14 protein-coding genes are annotated in these 16,285 nt (G+C 69.7%); 4 read left to right on the top strand and 10 right to left on the bottom strand.

All coding sequences use genetic code 11. The annotated features are described in order from the left end of the window. Nucleotides 1-77: 77 nt before the first annotated feature. Genes QRN67_RS16495 through QRN67_RS16480 form a run of 4 tightly spaced genes read left to right on the top strand, consistent with a single transcriptional unit; the run spans nucleotide 78 to nucleotide 6,669 of the window. Nucleotides 78-1,478, top strand: coding sequence for a DUF1329 domain-containing protein (locus tag QRN67_RS16495; RefSeq protein WP_285412687.1), 1,401 nt, complete (start codon nucleotides 78-80; stop codon nucleotides 1,476-1,478). Nucleotides 1,479-1,531: 53 nt separating this feature from the next. Continuing rightward, a complete protein-coding gene (locus tag QRN67_RS16490) occupies nucleotides 1,532-3,196 on the top strand; it encodes a DUF1302 domain-containing protein (protein WP_285412685.1) in 1,665 nt (554 codons plus the stop codon). 28 nt (nucleotides 3,197-3,224) lie between these two features. Beyond that, nucleotides 3,225-5,621 (top strand): efflux RND transporter permease subunit, encoded by a 2,397-nt coding sequence (locus QRN67_RS16485; RefSeq protein WP_285412684.1) that lies wholly within the window; start codon nucleotides 3,225-3,227, stop codon nucleotides 5,619-5,621. Between the two features lie 19 nt (nucleotides 5,622-5,640). Then, a complete protein-coding gene (locus QRN67_RS16480; RefSeq protein ID WP_285412682.1) occupies nucleotides 5,641-6,669 on the top strand; it encodes a WD40/YVTN/BNR-like repeat-containing protein in 1,029 nt (342 codons plus the stop codon). Nucleotides 6,670-6,695: 26 nt separating this feature from the next. Here the strand turns inward: QRN67_RS16480 and QRN67_RS16475 are convergent, their stop codons facing one another. From QRN67_RS16475 to QRN67_RS16430, 10 genes are all read right to left on the bottom strand, one after another. Further along, the gene (locus tag QRN67_RS16475; RefSeq protein ID WP_285412681.1) at nucleotides 6,696-7,286 is read right to left on the bottom strand and encodes a nitroreductase family protein; all 591 of its coding nucleotides are present in this window, start codon (nucleotides 7,284-7,286) and stop codon (nucleotides 6,696-6,698) included. A gap of 79 nt (nucleotides 7,287-7,365) precedes the next feature. Further along, nucleotides 7,366-8,817, bottom strand: a complete 1,452-nt coding sequence (locus QRN67_RS16470; RefSeq protein ID WP_285412679.1) for an NAD-dependent succinate-semialdehyde dehydrogenase — start codon at nucleotides 8,815-8,817, stop codon at nucleotides 7,366-7,368. A gap of 11 nt (nucleotides 8,818-8,828) precedes the next feature. After that, a complete protein-coding gene (locus QRN67_RS16465; RefSeq protein WP_285412678.1) occupies nucleotides 8,829-10,256 on the bottom strand; it encodes an NAD-dependent succinate-semialdehyde dehydrogenase in 1,428 nt (475 codons plus the stop codon). 63 nt (nucleotides 10,257-10,319) lie between these two features. Further along, nucleotides 10,320-12,002 (bottom strand): bifunctional 3-(3-hydroxy-phenyl)propionate/3-hydroxycinnamic acid hydroxylase, encoded by a 1,683-nt coding sequence (locus tag QRN67_RS16460; RefSeq protein ID WP_285412677.1) that lies wholly within the window; start codon nucleotides 12,000-12,002, stop codon nucleotides 10,320-10,322. 47 nt (nucleotides 12,003-12,049) lie between these two features. Next, entirely contained in the window at nucleotides 12,050-12,346 is a 297-nt protein-coding gene (locus QRN67_RS16455; RefSeq protein ID WP_106937957.1) for an NIPSNAP family protein, read from the bottom strand. Continuing rightward, on the bottom strand, nucleotides 12,343-13,215 hold the full coding sequence (locus tag QRN67_RS16450; protein WP_285412675.1) for an alpha/beta fold hydrolase: 873 nt from the start codon (nucleotides 13,213-13,215) through the stop codon (nucleotides 12,343-12,345). Before QRN67_RS16450 ends, QRN67_RS16455 begins: the two co-directional genes overlap by 4 nt. 20 nt (nucleotides 13,216-13,235) lie before the next feature. Next, the gene (locus QRN67_RS16445) at nucleotides 13,236-13,838 is read right to left on the bottom strand and encodes an amino acid synthesis family protein (protein ID WP_285412673.1); all 603 of its coding nucleotides are present in this window, start codon (nucleotides 13,836-13,838) and stop codon (nucleotides 13,236-13,238) included. 55 nt (nucleotides 13,839-13,893) lie between these two features. Beyond that, nucleotides 13,894-14,403 (bottom strand): VOC family protein, encoded by a 510-nt coding sequence (locus tag QRN67_RS16440; protein WP_106937954.1) that lies wholly within the window; start codon nucleotides 14,401-14,403, stop codon nucleotides 13,894-13,896. A gap of 16 nt (nucleotides 14,404-14,419) precedes the next feature. Next, complete coding sequence (locus QRN67_RS16435) at nucleotides 14,420-15,457, bottom strand: glycosyl hydrolase (RefSeq protein ID WP_285412672.1); 1,038 nt, start codon at nucleotides 15,455-15,457, stop codon at nucleotides 14,420-14,422. Nucleotides 15,458-15,482: 25 nt separating this feature from the next. Then, nucleotides 15,483-16,277: an SDR family NAD(P)-dependent oxidoreductase gene (locus QRN67_RS16430; RefSeq protein WP_285412671.1), complete on the bottom strand. Its 795-nt coding sequence runs from the start codon at nucleotides 16,275-16,277 to the stop codon at nucleotides 15,483-15,485. Nucleotides 16,278-16,285 lie beyond the last annotated feature (8 nt).

The following is a 16,285-nucleotide window of genomic DNA, read 5'->3' as shown; positions in this document are numbered from 1 at the left end:
GGGCATCGGCGCAGCCCGGGCACGGTCCGGGCGATTCGGATCCACACACCTCGCCTCTTCATCTTTCAGGAGTTCCCATGACCCAGCACTGTGCAAGAACCCTTCGCCCTCTCGCCCTGGCGGTGGCCGTCGCCGCCGGCCTGCTCTGCCCCGGTTTCTCCGCCATGGCAGCGCCCGACGCGGCCCAACTCGACAAGCTCACACCCTCGGGCGCGCAGCGCGAGGGCAACGCCGACGGCAGCATTCCCGCCTGGCAGGGCGCGGAGCCGCCGCTGGCCGGCTGGGAATGGGGCAAGCTGCGGCGCGACTTCTGGAAGCACAAGGACGAGAAGCCGCTGTTCACCATCGATGCGGCCAACGTCGACAAGTACGCCGACAAGCTCTCGGCCGGCCAGGTCGCCATGCTCAAGCAGCGCAAGGACTACCGCATGGACGTCTATCCGTCGCACCGCACCTGCGGCGTGCCGGATTTCGTTGCGGCCAACACGCGCAAGAACGTGGGCACCGCCCGGCTCAACGACGACGGCTGGAGCCTGAAGGAAGCGACCGTGCCGGGCTATCCGTTCCCCCTTCCCTCCAACGGCGTGGAGGCGATGTGGAACTCCAAGATGCGCTACCGCGGCGTGGGCGTCGACTACAAGGGCACCATCACCGCCGTCTCGCCGCGCCGCGGCAGCACCGAGTGGATCCGCGCCGACTCGGAGCAGACGGTGTTCATTCCCTCGGGCGCCAAGGGCTCGCAGCAACTGTCGTCGCTGCCGCCGGTGGAGTTCTACGTGTACTTCGGCTACACCTCGCCCGCCGCGCTGGCCGGCCAGGCCCTGGCGATCACCCAGTACATGAACCAGGCCGAGAACGAGACCTTCTACTACTTCCCCGGCCAGCGCCGCGTGCGCCGCATGCCGACCTACTCGCACGACTCCCCGCAGATCGGCATGGAGAACCAGTACACGCTGGACGAGCCGCAGGTCTTCAACGGCGCGCTCGACCGCTTCGACTGGAAGCTGGTGGGCAAGAAGGAGATCTACGTTCCCTACAACGCCTTCGGCGCCTACGACTTCAAGGCCAAGTTCGAGGACGTCGCGCGCGACGACTTCATCGCGCAGTCGCATCGCCGCTACGAACTGCACCGTGTGTGGGTGGTGGAGGCCACCGTCAAGGCCGGCATGCGCCATTCGGCGCCCAAGCGCACCGTCTACCTCGACGAAGACAGCTGGGCGCCGCTGCTGATGGACGACTTCGACGGGCAGAACAAGCTCGCCAAGATGCGCGAGGGTTTCCTCATCCCGGTGTACGAGACCGGCTCGTGCGACGCGATGGCCATGGTGCAGAACAACTTGGCCGAGGGTCGCTACGTCTTCGACACGCACACCGTGGGCGTCGGCAAGGACATCCGCTGGTTCACCGAGCCGACCGGTCCTCGCATGCGTTCGGGCTTCTTCACGGCCGACAACCTGCGCGCCATCAGCGAGCGCTGAGCGCCGCGCTTCGAACTTCGAACCACGACAACAAGCCCCGAGGAGAAGACCCGATGAACTTCACCGCCCGCCACGCCAGCACCTTCGCCCGGCTGGGCGCCGTGCCCGCCGCCTGCCTGCTCGCCGCAACGGGGGCCGCCCATGCCTTCACCTTCGAGACCGACAACGTGCGAGGGAGCTTCGACTCCACCATCACCATCGGCACCGGCATCCGCGCCAAGGACCCCTCCTGCACGCTCGTCATCCAGGGCGCGGTGGGCGTCGGCGCACCCGCCGGCTGCCTGGCGCCGACTTCGTCGCTGGGCGACCAGGGCAACCTGAACTACCGCAAGGGCGATGCCTTCACCACCTACGTCAAGGGCAGCCACGAGCTGCTCCTGAAGATGCCCGACGACATCACCTTCCTCGGGCGAGTGAACTGGGTTCGCGACCTCACGGCCACCCAGACCACCGGCTACACCAGCGCCGCCGCGCCGCAGTACCTGCCCGGCGGCCTGGCCAGCGACGCGCGCAGCGACCTGCGCTTCAAGGCCCGGCTGCTGGACTTCTGGGTGAGCAAGACCTTCCAGCTCGGCGGCGAGACGGCCCGCGTGCGCGTGGGCAACCAGGTGATCAGCTGGGGAGAAAGCCTCTTCCTGCCCGGCGGCATCAACGCAACCAACGCACTGGACATCATGCGGCTGTCGCAACCGGGCACGCAGCTGAAGGAGGCGGTGCTGCCCGCGCCCATCGCCAGCTTCGCCACGGGCCTGGGCCATGGCCTCAACTTCGAGGCCTACGTGCAGGCGCGGTGGAACGGCAACTACATGCCGCCCACCGGCTCCTACTGGTCGGTGGCCAACGGCATGGGCAAGGGCCACGACGCCTACGGGCTGATCCAGACGAAGCCGAAGAACGGCGGGCAGTGGGGCACCGCGCTGAAATGGCAGCCCGAGGGCACGCAGCTGAACCTGGGCGCCTACGTGATGAACTACAACGACAAGTCGCTGAACTTCAGCACCAACGCGGGCGGCACCGGCCGCCCGGGCTGGGCCTACCCGGAGAACCGGCGCCTCTACGGCCTGAGCGCCAACATGCCGGTGGGCGACTGGTCGGTGGGCACCGAGCTGTCGTACCGTCCGCGCGACGCCGTGGCGCTGAACCCGGCGGCGAGCGGCTGCTCGTTCAACCACGGCAACTGCTGGGTCGACGAGAAGAAGCTGCAGTGGCACCTGACCGGCATGCTCAGCCTCACGCCGAACAACGCGGGCGGCGTGCTGCGCTTCCTGGGCGCTGACACCGCGACGCTGATGGCCGAAACCGTGGTGGTGCGCTATCCCAACCTCAAGCCGTACTACGGGTCCGATCCGATCGCCGCGGGTGCGTGGGGCTGGGGCCAGGAGTTCAGCGCCGCTGGCACGCCGCAGCCTGTGGGTTCCAAGACGGCGTGGGGCTACAACCTGGACTTCAGCTGGGTCTACGACGGCACGCTGATCCCGGGCTGGCAGGTGATCCCCGAGGTGTACTACTTCCAGGCCGTGAAGGGCCGCACGCCCAACGGCGCGGGCCAGTTGATGGAAGGTGCCAAGTCGGTCAACCTCGTCGTGACCTTCGTGCAGAACCCGGCGAAGTGGCAGGCCTCGATCAACTACGCAGCCTTCTTCGGCGGCAAGCGCGTGTTCGACCAGCCTTACCGCGACCGCAACTTCGTGGGCCTGACCCTGTCGCGCAACTTCTGACCCCGCGCGCGCCTGCTGAAAGCACTCCGTGTCCGATCCCGACCACTCCCTCGCCCCCGCTTCCACGCTGCAGCGCAACGTGCAGCGCCTGGAAGCGTTCTGCTTCTCCCATCGCCGAGGCATCCTCGTCGCGCTGGTCGTTTTCACGCTGGCCATGGCGTGGTTCGCCGCGCAGCTGCGCATGGACGCCGGCTTCGACAAGCAGATGCCCTCGGGCCACGAGTACATCCGGACCTTCCAGACCTACCGCGAGGACGTGCTGGGGGCCAACCGGCTCGACCTCGTGGTCAGGGCCCGCCACGGCACCATCTGGACCGCGCCGGCCCTCAAGCGCCTGTACGAGGTGACGCAGGCCGTCACCTACCTGCCGGGTATCGAGCGGCTGGGCGTGCAGTCGATGTGGACACCCAACAGCTTCGTCAACGAGATCACCGAGGAAGGGTTTCGCGCCGATCCGCTGATCGACGCGACCATCACGCCGGATCGGCTCACGCCCGAGACCATCGCCGGCATCCGGCGCGCGGCCGCACAGGGCGGCTTCATCGGCACCCTGGTGTCGCGCGACCAGACCAGCGCCATGGTCACGGCCGAGCTGGCCGAGTACGACGCACAGGGACGCAAGCTGGACTACGTGGCCTACAACCACCTGCTCGAAGAGAAGATCCGCGCGCGGTTCGAGGACGGCGACTTCGAGGTCCAGATCATCGGCTTCGCCAAGCAGATCGGCGACATCGCCGATGGTGCGCAGTCGGTGCTCAAGTTCTGCCTGGTCGCGCTGCTGCTCACCGCCGGCGCGGTGTACTGGTACTGCCGCTCGGTGCGCTTCACGCTGCTGCCCATCGCCTGCTCGCTCGCCTCGCTGGTGTGGCAGTTCGGCACGCTGCGGCTGCTGGGCTTCGGGCTCGATCCGCTGGCGGTGCTGGTGCCTTTCCTCGTGTTCGCGATCGGCGTGTCGCACGGCGTGCAGCAGATCAACTACATCGTGCGGCGCATCTCGCAGGGCCACACGACCTACGAGGCCTGCCGCGACAGCTTCGGCGGCCTGCTGATCCCCGGCACGCTGGCGCTGGTGACGGCCCTCGTCTCCTTCGTCACGCTGCTGATGATCCCGATCCCGATGGTGCGCGAGCTGGCCATCGCGGCCTCCCTGGGCGTGGCCTACAAGATCGTGACCAACCTCGTCATGCTGCCGGTGGCGGCCTCCTTCTTCGAGGTGAGCCGCGACTTCGCCGACCGGGCGCTGCTGCAGCGCGAGCGCCGCTCGGGCTGGCTGCGCGTGCTGGCCCGGCTCGCCCAGCCGCGCCCGGCGGCCGCAATGCTGCTGGTCACCGCGGTGGTGTTCGGCGCCGCCGTGTGGCAAAGCCGCGACCGCGTGGTCGGCACCTTGCAGCCCGGCGCGCCGGAGCTGCGCGAGGACGCGCGCTTCAACCGCGACGCCGCGTCCATCGCACGCAATTTCGACACGGGCCTGGACTGGCTGACCGTGGTCTTCGAGGCGCCGCCCGAGAGCTGCGCGAACGTGAACATCGGGCTTTACCAGGACCGTTTCGTCTGGGCGATGCAGCCGGTCGAGGGGGTGCTCTCGATCTCGTCGTACGCCGGGCAGCTGCGGCTCTACAACGAGGGCTACAACGAAGGCAACCCCAAGATGTCCGTGGTGCCCATCGATGCGGCCAACTACGCCGCCTTGTCCACCGAGATCGCCCGCATCCGCGGCACCATGCGCAAGGACTGCAGCATGACGGCGGTGAACCTTTTCCTGACCGATCACAAGGCCACCACCATCCAGCGCGTGATCGACGCGGTGAAAGCCTTCCGCGACAGCCATCCCATGCCCGGCGTGAACATTCGCCTGGCCGCGGGCAACGCGGGCGTGCTGGCGGCCATCGACGACGAGGTCGAGAAGAGCGAGCTGCCCATGATGCTGTACGTGTACGCGGCGATCGTGGTGCTGGTCTTCCTGGTCTACCGCGACCTGCGCGCCGTGGCGGCCTGCTGCCTGCCGCTCACGGTGGGCACCTTCATCGGCTACTGGTTCATGAAGGAACTGCAGATCGGCCTCACGGTGGCGACCCTGCCGGTGATGGTGCTGGCGGTGGGCATCGGCGTGGACTACGCCTTCTACATCTACAACCGCCTGCTGATGCACATGGCCGCGGGCCAGTCCATCGTCAAGGCCATCGAGCACGCCATCCTGGAAGTGGGCACGGCCACCATCTTCACCGCCATCACGCTGGCCGTGGGCGTGGCGACCTGGTCCTTCTCGCAGCTGAAGTTCCAGGCCGACATGGGCAAGCTGCTGGCCTTCATGTTCATGGTGAACATGGTGATGGCGATGACCGCCCTGCCCGCCATGGCGGTATGGCTCGAAAGGCTCTTCCCGCGCCGCAAGCCGGTGCGGGCGACCGGGCTGCAGCACCACTGAACCCATCCCACGATCGAAGATGAAACCCACTTCCCTCCTTGCGCGCACGGTCCTGGCCAGCGCCCTCGTTGCCCTCCCGCTGGCCTGCGCGGCGCAGGCACCTCAGGCAAAGGAAGCCACCGCCGCCAACGATGGCGCACCCGTGCTGGTTCCCGCGCTGCGCGCCGCGCATGCCGCCCATGCCACGATGCTTGCCAGCACCCTCGCGGGCGAGCGCATCGTCGCGGTGGGCGATCACGGCGTGGTGCTGCTGTCGGACGACGGCGGCCGCAGCCACCGCCAGGCACGCCATGTGCCGGTGGACGTGGCGCTGACCTCGGTCTCCTTCGTCGATGCCCGGCGCGGCTGGGCCGCGGGCCACTGGGGCGTGATCCTGCACACCACCGACGGCGGCGAGACCTGGCAGGTGCAGCGCAGCGACGCGGCGCAGGACAGGCCGCTCTTCGCCGTGCACTTCTTCGACGACAGGCAAGGCGTGGCCGCGGGCCTGTGGTCGCTGGTGTTGCGCACCGAGGACGGCGGCGCCCACTGGGAGCCCGTCGAACTGGCGCCGCCGCCGGGCGGCAAGCGCGCCGACCTCAACCTGTTCGGGCTGTTCGCCGACGCGCGCGGCCGGCTGTTCGCGCCGGGGGAGCGCGGCATGGTGCTGCGCTCGGACGACAAGGGCCGCAGCTGGAGCTACATGCCGACCGGCTATGCGGGCTCTTTCTGGAGCGGCATCGCGGGCCCCGGCGGCACCTTGCTGGTGGCCGGGCTTCGCGGCTCGATGTACCGCAGCCTCGACGACGGCGGCAGTTGGCAGCGCGTGGATACGCACACGGAGTCGTCCATCACCGCGCTCGCCGGCGCCGGCTCGAAGATCGTCGGTGTCGGGCTCGACGGACTGGTGCTGGACAGCGAGGACGGCGGCGCGAACTTCATCGCCAGCACGCGCGAAGACCGCCTGCCCCTGACCAGCGTGGTGCTGGACGGTCAAGGCCGGGCGGCGATGTATTCGCGCCAGGGCGTGGTGGCAGCCGCCGGCGCCAAGGATCCGTCGGCGCGCTGAACGCCCCGGACCCGGCAGGACGCAGGCTACTGGCGGAACACACCCTCGGCGGCCGTCTCGGCGAGCGCCCGTCGATCGTTGGGCGTCTCGAGCTTGCGCACGCCATCGGGCAGCACGGCCGGATCGCCCTTCCTGCCGACGGCCACGACCGTCTCGATCGCATAGCCCTGCGGCAGCTGGATGGCCTCGCGCAGCTTCTCGGCGTCGAAGCCGGCCATCGCATGCGCCGACCAGCCCGACAGCGTGGCCTGGAACGCGAAGCTGGCCCAGGCGGCGCCGGCGTCGAAGGAATGCCACTGGTTGGGGGCCGCCTCGGTGCGACCCGGGAACAGGGCCTCGCGCTGCGAGACCACCACCACCAGCGCGGCGGCGCGCTTCGTCCACATCTGGTTGAACTCGACGAGGCTGTCGAAGATGGGTTGCCAGGCGGGTGTGTCTCGGCGCGCGTAGATGAAGCGCCAGGGCTGCACGTTGTACGCCGAGGGCGCCCAGCGGGCGGCTTCGAGCAGGCTCATGAGCGCCGGCTCGGCGATGCTCTCTTCGGCGAAGGCGCGCGGCGACCACCGGTTGGTAAACAGCGGGTCGATGGGATGGGCGGATTGGCGGGGATTGCTCATTGAAGACTCCAGGGAACGATGAAAGAAGATGCGGCACGGCGGTGCCGCGCGGGAAAAGCGAATGCGCTTGAGCCGGCCGTCAGGCGATGCCGGCCATGTTGATGTACTTGACGACCAGGTAGTCCTCGATGCCGTGGCGCGAGCCCTCGCGGCCCAGGCCCGACTGCTTGATGCCACCGAAGGGCGCGACCTCGTTGCTGATGAGGCCGGTGTTGACGCCGACCATTCCATACTCCAGCTGCTCGGCCACGCGCCACACGCGGCCCAGGTCGCGGGCATAGAAGTAGCTCGCGAGGCCGAACTCGGTGTCGTTGGCCATGCGCACGACCTCGGCTTCGTCGCGGAAGCGGAAGAGCGGCGCAAGCGGGCCGAAGGTTTCCTCGCGCGCCACCGTCATCGCCTGCGTCACGCCGGTCAGCACGGTGGGCTCGAAGAAGCTGCCGCCCAGCGGATGGCGGCGCCCGCCGCTGAGCACCTGTGCGCCCTTTGCCACCGCATCGGCCAGGTGCTCCTCCACCTTGCGAACGGCGGCCTCGTCGATCAGCGGGCCGATGCGCACGCCCTCTTCGTCGCCGGGCCCCACCTTGAGCGCACGCAGTGCCTCGGCCAGCTTCTGCGCGAAGGCGTCGTAGACGCGCTCGTGCACGTACAGCCTGTTGGCGCACACGCAGGTCTGCCCCGCGTTGCGGAACTTGGCCACCAGCGCGCCTTCGACCGCCGCGTCGAGGTCCGCGTCCTCGAAGACGATGAAGGGCGCATTGCCGCCCAGTTCCATTGACACCTTCTTGACCGTGGCCGCCGTCTGCTGCATCAGCAGCCGGCCCACTTCGGTGGAACCGGTGAAGCTGAGCTTGCGCACCACGGGGTTGGTGGCCAGTTCGGTGCCGATGTCGCCGGCGGATCCGGTCAGCACCGACAGCACACCCGCGGGCACGCCGGCGCGCTCGGCCAGCACCGCCAGCGCCAGGGCCGTGAGCGGCGTCTGGCTCGCGGGCTTGACCACCATGGTGCAGCCGGCCGCGAGCGCCGGCCCGGCCTTGCGCGTGACCATGGCCGCGGGGAAGTTCCACGGCGTGATGGCTGCGCACACACCCACCGGCTCGCGCACGACCACGATGCGCTGCGAGGCCACGGGTGAAGGAATGGTCTCGCCATACACGCGCTTGGCCTCCTCGCCGAACCACTGGATGAAGGAGGCCGCATAGCCGATTTCTCCGCGCGCCTCCGCCAGCGGCTTGCCCTGCTCGGCCGTCATGATGCGGGCCAGGTCTTCCTGGCTCTGCAGGATGAGCGCATGCCAGCGCGCAAGGATGGCCGAGCGGTCGTGCGCGGTGCGCCGCCGCCACTGCGGCCAGGCGGCTTCGGCCGCCTCGATGGCGCGCCGCGCGGCGGCGGCGTCCAGCCGTGGCACGTGGGCGATCAGCGCACCGGTGGCGGGGTTGGTGACAGCAATGGTCTGGTCGGCGGATATCCATTCGCCCGCCACCAGGCATTGCTCGCGCAGCAGCGAGGGGTCGTCGAGTTTCAGCATGAAGATCGAATTCAGATCTGGGTGATGAGCTTGGTACTGAGAAAACTGTCGAAGGACTCGGTGCCGCCTTCGCTGCCGAAGCCGCTGTCCTTCACGCCGCCGAACGGCAGCTCCGGATGCGCCATGCCCGAGTGGTTGATATTCACCATGCCGGCCTCGAGGCCGTCGCCCATGCGGGTCGCGGTCTGCAGCGAGCGGGTGAAGACATAGCTCGCGAGGCCGAAGGGCAACGCATTGGCCTGCTGCAGCGCCTCGTCCACGGTGTCGAAGCGCGACATCGCCGCCACGGGGCCGAACGGCTCTTCATGCATCACGCGGGCGCCCCGGGGCACGTTGGCAAGCAGCGTCGGCGCGTGGAAGTGGCCGTGCGTCCCGATGCGGCGGCCACCCGTCAGCAATTCGGCGCCCATCGCGCGGGCGTCCTCCACCAGCGCCTGCACGGCCTGGAAACGGCGCTCATGGATCAGCGGGCCCATCTGCACGCCATCCTCCAGGCCGTGGCCCACCTTCACGGCGGCCAGCGCGTCGGCGAAGGCGGCGGCGAAGCGGTCGTGGATGCCCGACTGCACGTGGAAGCGCGTCGGCGACACGCAGACCTGGCCGGCGTTGCGCGTCTTCAGCCGCGCCAGCAAAGCCACGGCGGCGTCGACGTCGGCGTCGTCGAACACCAGCACCGGCGCATGGCCGCCCAGCTCCATGGTCATGCGCTTCATGTGCAGGCCGGCCAGCGCGGCCAGCTGGCGGCCCACCGGAACCGAGCCGGTGAAGGAGACCACGCGCACCAGCGGCGACTCGATGAGCTGGCGCGAGATGTCCGCGGGCACGCCCCACAGCAGGTTGAACACGCCCGGCGGCAGGCCCGCATCGTGGAACAGGCGTGCCATGGCCACCAGCGCGCTGGGCGACTCCTCCGGCCCCTTGAGCACGATGGGGCAGCCGGCCGCGATGGCGGCGGCGGCCTTCTTCATGGCCTGGCCGAAAGGAAAGTTCCACGGGCTGAAGGCGGCGCACACGCCCACCGGCTCGCGCACCACCAGCTGGCGCACGCCTGGCTGGCGCGCGGGCACCACGCGGCCGTAGACGCGGCGGCCCTCCTCCGCATGCCAATCGACGTGCTCCGCGGCGTTCAGCACTTCGGCCACGGCGTCGGCCAGCGGCTTGCCGTTGTCCAGCGTCATGGCGCGGCCGATCTCCGGCGCGCGCTCGCGCGCCAGCGCGGCCACGCGGCGCAGCAGGTCCGAGCGCTCCAGCGGCGACACGCGCCGCCAACCGGCGAAGGCTGCATGGGCGGCCTGCACGGCGGCCTCGACGTCTTCGGCCTCGGCCCACGGCAGCAAACCCAGCGGCCGCAGCGTGGCGGGATCGTGCACGGCCTGAGTGCGCCGGCCCTGCGCGTCGATGAAGCGGCCGGCGATGTAGAGCGAGAGTTCTGGGTACATGGTGAGAAGGCCCGCGGCGCGGGCAGGTTGGCGCGGGCAGTTGGGCGCGGTTGGCGCGAGGCCTCAGGCCGCCAGGGCCTCGGCCTGCACGAGGGATTGATTGGCTGCGGCCTGAGGCCGCGCCGTGTCGTCCGGGCCCAGCACGGCCTCGCAGAAGCGGCCCAGTTCGGCCACGGCGTCGGCCCGGCGGCCCACGGCGGCGACGAAGCGGTCCGGGCGGATCAGCACCCAGTCCACGTCCTTGCCCTGGAACCAGAAATGCAGCGTGTTCTCCAGGTCCTCGATCACCGTGCCCGAGAGCTGCCCAGGCATCGGCGAGCCCGCCTCGTTGCCCATGCTGCGCGAGCGCACGGCCACATAGTGGTCGCAGCCCAGCCGGGCGAGCTGCGCGTGCAGCGCGGCGGGCGCGCCTTCCAGTGCGTCGCAGCGCCAACTCAAGACGGCGAAGCGCGCGCCGACCACGTCGTCGAGCTTCTGCGGCCGTCCGCGCTCGCGCTCCACGTTGGGCTGGATGAACATGCGGCCCACCAGGGCGTCGCGCCCGGCCACGCCGCTGTTGCGCACAATGCCCTTCACGAAACGTGGCATCGGCTTGAACTTCATCTGCAGCACGTAGTCCCGCACCTTCGGAATGCCCCGGATCGCCATGAAGAAGCAATCGCGCGCCCAGGCCAGCAGAGGGTTGCGCTGCGACAGCACGGCGCCGAAGGTGTCGGCCAGGTCGATCATGGCCTTGGCATGGGCGTGGCGTTCCTCGTGGTAGCTGGCCAGCAACTCGGGCCGCAGGCGGCCCTGGAGGATCCAGGCCAGCTTCCAGCCCAGGTTGAAGGCATCGCGCAGCCCGGCATTGAGGCCCTGGCCGATCCACGGCGGCGTGATGTGCGCGGCATCGCCGGCCAGGCAGACGCGGCCCGCGACGAAGCTGCCCGCCACGCGCGAGTTGTGGGTGTACACGCGCGCCCGGATGACGTTCAGCGCCGCCGGGTCGGCCACATGCCGGCCCAGCAGCTCGCGCACCTTGCCGGGCGCGAGCATCTGCTCGCCGTCCTCACCGGGAAAGAGCATGAACTCCCAGCGCCGCAATCCGTAGGGCAGGCGCAGGCAGACATAGGGACGCCCGGGTTCGCAGTGCAGCGCGGTGTAGGGTGCGTCCAGCGGATCCTGGTCGCATTCGATGACCACCCACTTGGCCGGGTGTGTGCGGCCCTCGTAGGGCAGCCCGAGCATCTCGCGCACGGTGCTTCGACCGCCGTCGCAGGCGACCGCGTAGGCGGCGCGCACCTGGTGCTCGGCGCCGGCCTCGTCGCGCAGGGTGGCGCTCACGCCCGCCTCGTCCTGCGCCAGGTCCACCAGCTCCAGGCCGAGCCGCAACTGCACATGGTCGAAGCGCGCGAGCCCGCGGCGCAGCGTCCTCTCGCCCAGGGGCTGCGAGAACAGGTTGCGGCGGAACCAGCCGAACTCGCGCGTGCTGGGCAGGATCTCGGCGAAGCATTGCTTGCGCGCGGTGTACATGCGCATGGGCACGTTCTGGATCATGTCGCGCAGCATCTCCTCGGCCAGGCCGGTGGACTGGAAGGTGCGCAGGGCCTCGTCGTCCAGCCCCACCGCGCGCGGAAAGTCGAACACCGCCGTGCTGCGCTCGACCACCAGCGTGTGCACGCCATAGGTGCCCAGCAGGTTGGCCAGCGTCACGCCGACAGGGCCGGCACCGATGATGAGGACGGGGGCTTCCACGGAAGCGCTCATGGGAACTCCTTGGGACTTGGACGGGAACGGCGGCCTGTGCGAGGGCCTCAGGCGGGCGAGAGCAGCCGGCTCTCCTGGCGCAGCAGCAGGTGGCGCACCTGCTTGCGGAATTCCGCGAAGGCCGGGTCGGCCATCAGTGCGGCACGGCGACGTGCGCGGTCGTCGAGGCTGTCGAAGGCCCAGTGGAAGACCAGCTGGTTGATGTCGCCGCTTTCCGGCGTCATCAACGCGACCAGTTGTCCGAGCGTGCGGGTCTGCAGTTCGCGGCCGCACTCGTTGTAGATGCGCAGGTAGTCGCGCACGCCGCCGGGCACCAGGGTGTAGGTTCTGAGTTCGTGGATCATGGGTGGGGTCGGCCTGCGGCGGCCGCCTCGGGCCGCTTCAGGAAGGCAGTGACGGCCGCCGCGAAGAGCGCCGGCTGGTCGTCGTGGACATAGTGGCCCGCGTCGGGAATCTCGAGCGTGGAGATGCGCGGGTTGAGGGTTCGCATGCGCTCGGCCATGGCCGGCTGCAGGTAGTCGGAGCGGCCGCCGCGCACCACGAGCGTCTCGCATTGCAGCCGCTTCACGCACGCGGCAAGGTCCACCTGGCGCGCGGGGTCTGGGTTCAGGCGCGTGGCGGCGATGCCCGCATGGTCGTAGCGCCAGGTGAAGCCGCCGCCACCCATCGGCTTGAGCATGCTGTGCAGCCGCTGCTGGCGCGCCTCCTCCGTCACCGTGGGGCGCAGTGCGCGCATGAACGCGGCGGCTTCGTCCCAGGAAGCGAAAGCGGTGGGCGTGCTCGCCAGTTCCTTGCGGATGCGGGTGGCACCGTCGCTCGCGTCGAAGGCGCCGGGGCCGGCATCCTCGATGACCAGGCGGCGCACCTTGCCGGGATGTCGCGCGGCATACACGATGGCGTTGATGCCGCCCATCGAATGGCCGAGCAGGTCGAAACGCTGCAGGCCCAGTTGCGCCACCAGCGCCTCGACGTCGGCGACGTAGGTGTCGGTGTAGTAGCCGTGCCCCGGGTCCCAGTCGGTCTCGCCGCGGCCGCGCTGGTCGAAGGCGATGACGCGGAACCCGGGCTGCAGTGCGCCCGCCACGCCCGCGAAGGTCTCGGCGTAGCCGCGGATGCCGTGCAGCATCAGCACGGGCCAGGCGTCGGGCTCGCCCCATTCGGTGATGTGGAAGCCCAGGCCATCGTGGCTCAGGCGGTGGTCGCGGCGTTGCATGTGCGGCTCTCCGGCGGCGCTCAGACGAGGCCGTCCTCGCCCTTGATTTCCGAGGCCTTCAGGCCGCCCAGGCGCGCGTTGAGCCGTCCGCGCGTGGCGAAGGCCCAGATCAGCACCACTTCGTCGCGGTTGGGGCCGTCGCCGAACATCGCCGAGACGGTGTCGTAGTGCGAGCGAACGTACAGCGCGTCCTTGTGCGCCAGCGGAATGTCGATGACGGTGCCGGGCCCGCCGCGCTTGCCGGTGGACGGCACCCACGACTTGCCGCCGCCCACGCCTTCGCGCACCGGGTTGGCGGCGGGGTTGGTCAGCAGCGCGTTGCCGTGCTCGTATTCGCCGTCGATGCCCACCAGGCAGGCCTTGCCGTAGCTCTCGATGGCCTGGCCGCCCGCAGCCTCGCGGATGCGGCGGCCGAACTCCTTGCCGAGCTCGGGCGAGGGCGCGATCCAGGACGACAGGTCTTCGACGTAGCGGCCCGCGAAGGGGTTGCGAAGGCAGGCGCCGATGACGATCTTGCGCAGCGGCTCGCCGTCGGCGGGTGCGCCGGTCTCGCCGGCCAGGGTGTCCTCGATCTGGAGGTACCACTTGCGGATGTGGAAGGCGCTGAGGTCGGGGGTGCTCATGTTGATCGTGTCCAGGAATGGGAATGGATGGAGTGGAGGTGCAGCAGGCAGTCGCTCACAGCGGCTGCAGGTCCAAGGCGTTGCTGGGCGCGTTGTATTCGCCCAGCAGGCGCTTGGCTTCCTCGTCGTCGTGGACGAGCTCGAGGAAGAATTCGAAGCGGTGGCCATCGGGGTCGTGGAAGTACAGGCCGTAGCCCACCTTGTGGTCGGTGGTCTTGACCACCTCCACGTTCTTGCGCAGCAGCATGCCGTAGAGCCGGCGCAGGTCGTCCAGGCCGCCCTCGATCTCCAGGCCGTAGTGCTGCATGTTCACCGTGCCGCGGCTGGCGGCCTCGGGCTCGTCCACCTGGATGAGCGCGATGTCGTGGTGCTTCTGCCCGAAGGAGAGGAACACCCATCGCGCCCCGCGCGCCGTGACCTGCATGCCCAGCACTTCCTCGTACCAGGGTGCGGACGCGAAGGGGTCCTTCACGAACAGCGCCAGGTGCGTGCGGCGGATGCGCGGACGGACCTCCTCGACAGTGCTGCCGGTGCCGTCGGTGGGCACGGGGTTGCGGGTGTTCATGGCCGGCCTCCTCGCGTCAGTGGATGGACTGCGGATGCGCATGCACCGGCGCCACGAAAGGCGTCCAGGCCACCGAGGTGATCTCGCTGAAGTCGCGCCATTCCTTGAACCAGCTGCGCCCGCCGTTGGTGGAGCGCAGCAGGTGGCCGTACTTGGTGCCGGCGAACAGCAGGCCGCGGTCGCTCGCATGGGCCCCGAAGGTCCACACGGTGGAATTGGGCGCGGTGTTCAGCAGCGTCTGTGCCCAGGTCTGGCCGCGGTCGCCCGAGCGATAGATGCGGGTGCGCGAACCCGGCGTGCCGTCGCCGATGGCCAGCAGCAGCTCGCGGCCCTCGGCGTCCAGCAGCTGCACCGTGCGGGTGTAGTACAGGCCGTCGAAGCGGTCCTTGGACGGGTGGCACACGAAGCTCTCGGCATCGTCGACGCTCTCGCACACCGAATTGACGGTCACCACGATGTGCTTGGCCGGCGCATCCCGGGTGGCCGGCAGCACCGAGATGGCATGGATGTCGGAGTTGTTGATGCCACGCCCGGGCGTGTCGATGCGCTCCCAGCTGTCGCCCGCATCGCGCGTGCGCCAGGCGCCGCCCTCCTCCACGCCGAACCATGCTTCGCCGGCGCGCTGCGGATGGAAGGCGATGGTCAGGATGCGCGGGCGGTGCACGCCGGAGCAGAACTCGGGCAACTCGACGTCGAGCAGCTCCCAGCTCAGGCCGCCGTCGCGCGAGCGGTACATGCGCGAGCGCGACGGCGCGCCGGTGCCGGCCAGCACCAGCTTCGGGTCCAGCGGGCTGAAGGCGAGCGCCCAGACGGTCTGGCCGTCGGCCGGCGAGGCCATGCGCTGGAAATGCGCGCCGCCGTCGATCGACAGGCAGATGCCCACGTCCGCGCCGGCCAGCACCCGGCTGGGGTCGGCCGGGTCCACGGCCAGCGCGCGCACCGTGCCGTCGAACTCGATGGCCTCCTTCAGGCCCAGGCGGTGCCAGGTGGCGCCGTCGTCCGCGCTGCGCAGGATGCCCTGCCCTGCCGTGCCCACGAGAATGGTTCCGTTCATGTCTGTGACTCCTTGGATGGATGGCTCAGAGGAAGATGCCGCGCGTGATGCCGCCGTCGACCGCGATGGACTCGCCGGTGATGGCCGCCGCGCGGTCCGAAGCGAGGAAGAGCACCACGTCGGCGATCTCGCCGACCTGCAGCACGCGGCGGATGGGCGTGGCCTCGGCGTAGTTCGCCTCGACCTGCGCGGGCGTGAGGCCCTGCAGCCTGGCTTCCTTCGCGTAGAGCTCGTGGATGTGCGGCGTCTCCACCACGCCGGGGTGGATCACGTTGACCGTGATGCCCGAGGGGCCGAGCTGGTCCGACAGCGTCTTGGTCATGTGCGCCACGGCCACGTTGCGCAGGCCCGAGAGCTGCTTGCTGCCGCGTCCGGTCAGGCCGCCGATGTTGATGATGCGGCCCCAGCCGCCCCGTCGCATGTGCGCCGCGCAGGCCTTGGCGAAGCGCATGTAGCCCACGACCTTGATGTCGATGTCCTGCAGCAGGCCTTCGGGATCGGCGTTCTCGATCTCGCTGCGCACCAGCCCGCCCGGATGGGCCGCGCCGTTGACCAGGATGTCGATGCGCCCGAAGTGCGCCGCCGCCTTGTCGACGGCGGCCTGCACCTGCGCGGTGTCGCTCACGTCGGCGGGCGTGGCCAGCACCTCCACGCCGGTCTTCGCGGTGATTTCCCGTGCGGCCTGCTCGAGCGCGTCCCGGCTGCGCGCCACGATGGCCACGCGCACGCCTTCGGCCGCGAAGGCTTCCGCCACTGCCCGGCCGATGCCCAGGCTGCCGCCCGTGACCACGGCCACCTTGTCCTTGAGTCTGAGATCCATCTTCGATT

Source organism: Variovorax sp. efr-133-TYG-130 (assembly GCF_030208835.1).
Lineage (GTDB): Bacteria > Pseudomonadota > Gammaproteobacteria > Burkholderiales > Burkholderiaceae_C > Variovorax.
Note: the sequence above shows the minus strand (reverse complement) of the source record. Positions and strands in the feature narration are given on the sequence as shown.

Coding starts and splice junctions, on each gene's coding strand:
- QRN67_RS16455 (WP_106937957.1), bottom strand. CDS start 12,346: ATGATCCACGAACTCAGAACCTACACCCTGGTGCCCGGCGGCGTGCGC.
- QRN67_RS16470 (WP_285412679.1), bottom strand. CDS start 8,817: ATGCTGAAACTCGACGACCCCTCGCTGCTGCGCGAGCAATGCCTGGTG.
- QRN67_RS16475 (WP_285412681.1), bottom strand. CDS start 7,286: ATGAGCAATCCCCGCCAATCCGCCCATCCCATCGACCCGCTGTTTACC.
- QRN67_RS16450 (WP_285412675.1), bottom strand. CDS start 13,215: ATGCAACGCCGCGACCACCGCCTGAGCCACGATGGCCTGGGCTTCCAC.
- QRN67_RS16435 (WP_285412672.1), bottom strand. CDS start 15,457: ATGAACGGAACCATTCTCGTGGGCACGGCAGGGCAGGGCATCCTGCGC.
- QRN67_RS16495 (WP_285412687.1), top strand. CDS start 78: ATGACCCAGCACTGTGCAAGAACCCTTCGCCCTCTCGCCCTGGCGGTG.
- QRN67_RS16430 (WP_285412671.1), bottom strand. CDS start 16,277: ATGGATCTCAGACTCAAGGACAAGGTGGCCGTGGTCACGGGCGGCAGC.
- QRN67_RS16490 (WP_285412685.1), top strand. CDS start 1,532: ATGAACTTCACCGCCCGCCACGCCAGCACCTTCGCCCGGCTGGGCGCC.
- QRN67_RS16445 (WP_285412673.1), bottom strand. CDS start 13,838: ATGAGCACCCCCGACCTCAGCGCCTTCCACATCCGCAAGTGGTACCTC.
- QRN67_RS16480 (WP_285412682.1), top strand. CDS start 5,641: ATGAAACCCACTTCCCTCCTTGCGCGCACGGTCCTGGCCAGCGCCCTC.
- QRN67_RS16465 (WP_285412678.1), bottom strand. CDS start 10,256: ATGTACCCAGAACTCTCGCTCTACATCGCCGGCCGCTTCATCGACGCG.
- QRN67_RS16460 (WP_285412677.1), bottom strand. CDS start 12,002: ATGAGCGCTTCCGTGGAAGCCCCCGTCCTCATCATCGGTGCCGGCCCT.
- QRN67_RS16440 (WP_106937954.1), bottom strand. CDS start 14,403: ATGAACACCCGCAACCCCGTGCCCACCGACGGCACCGGCAGCACTGTC.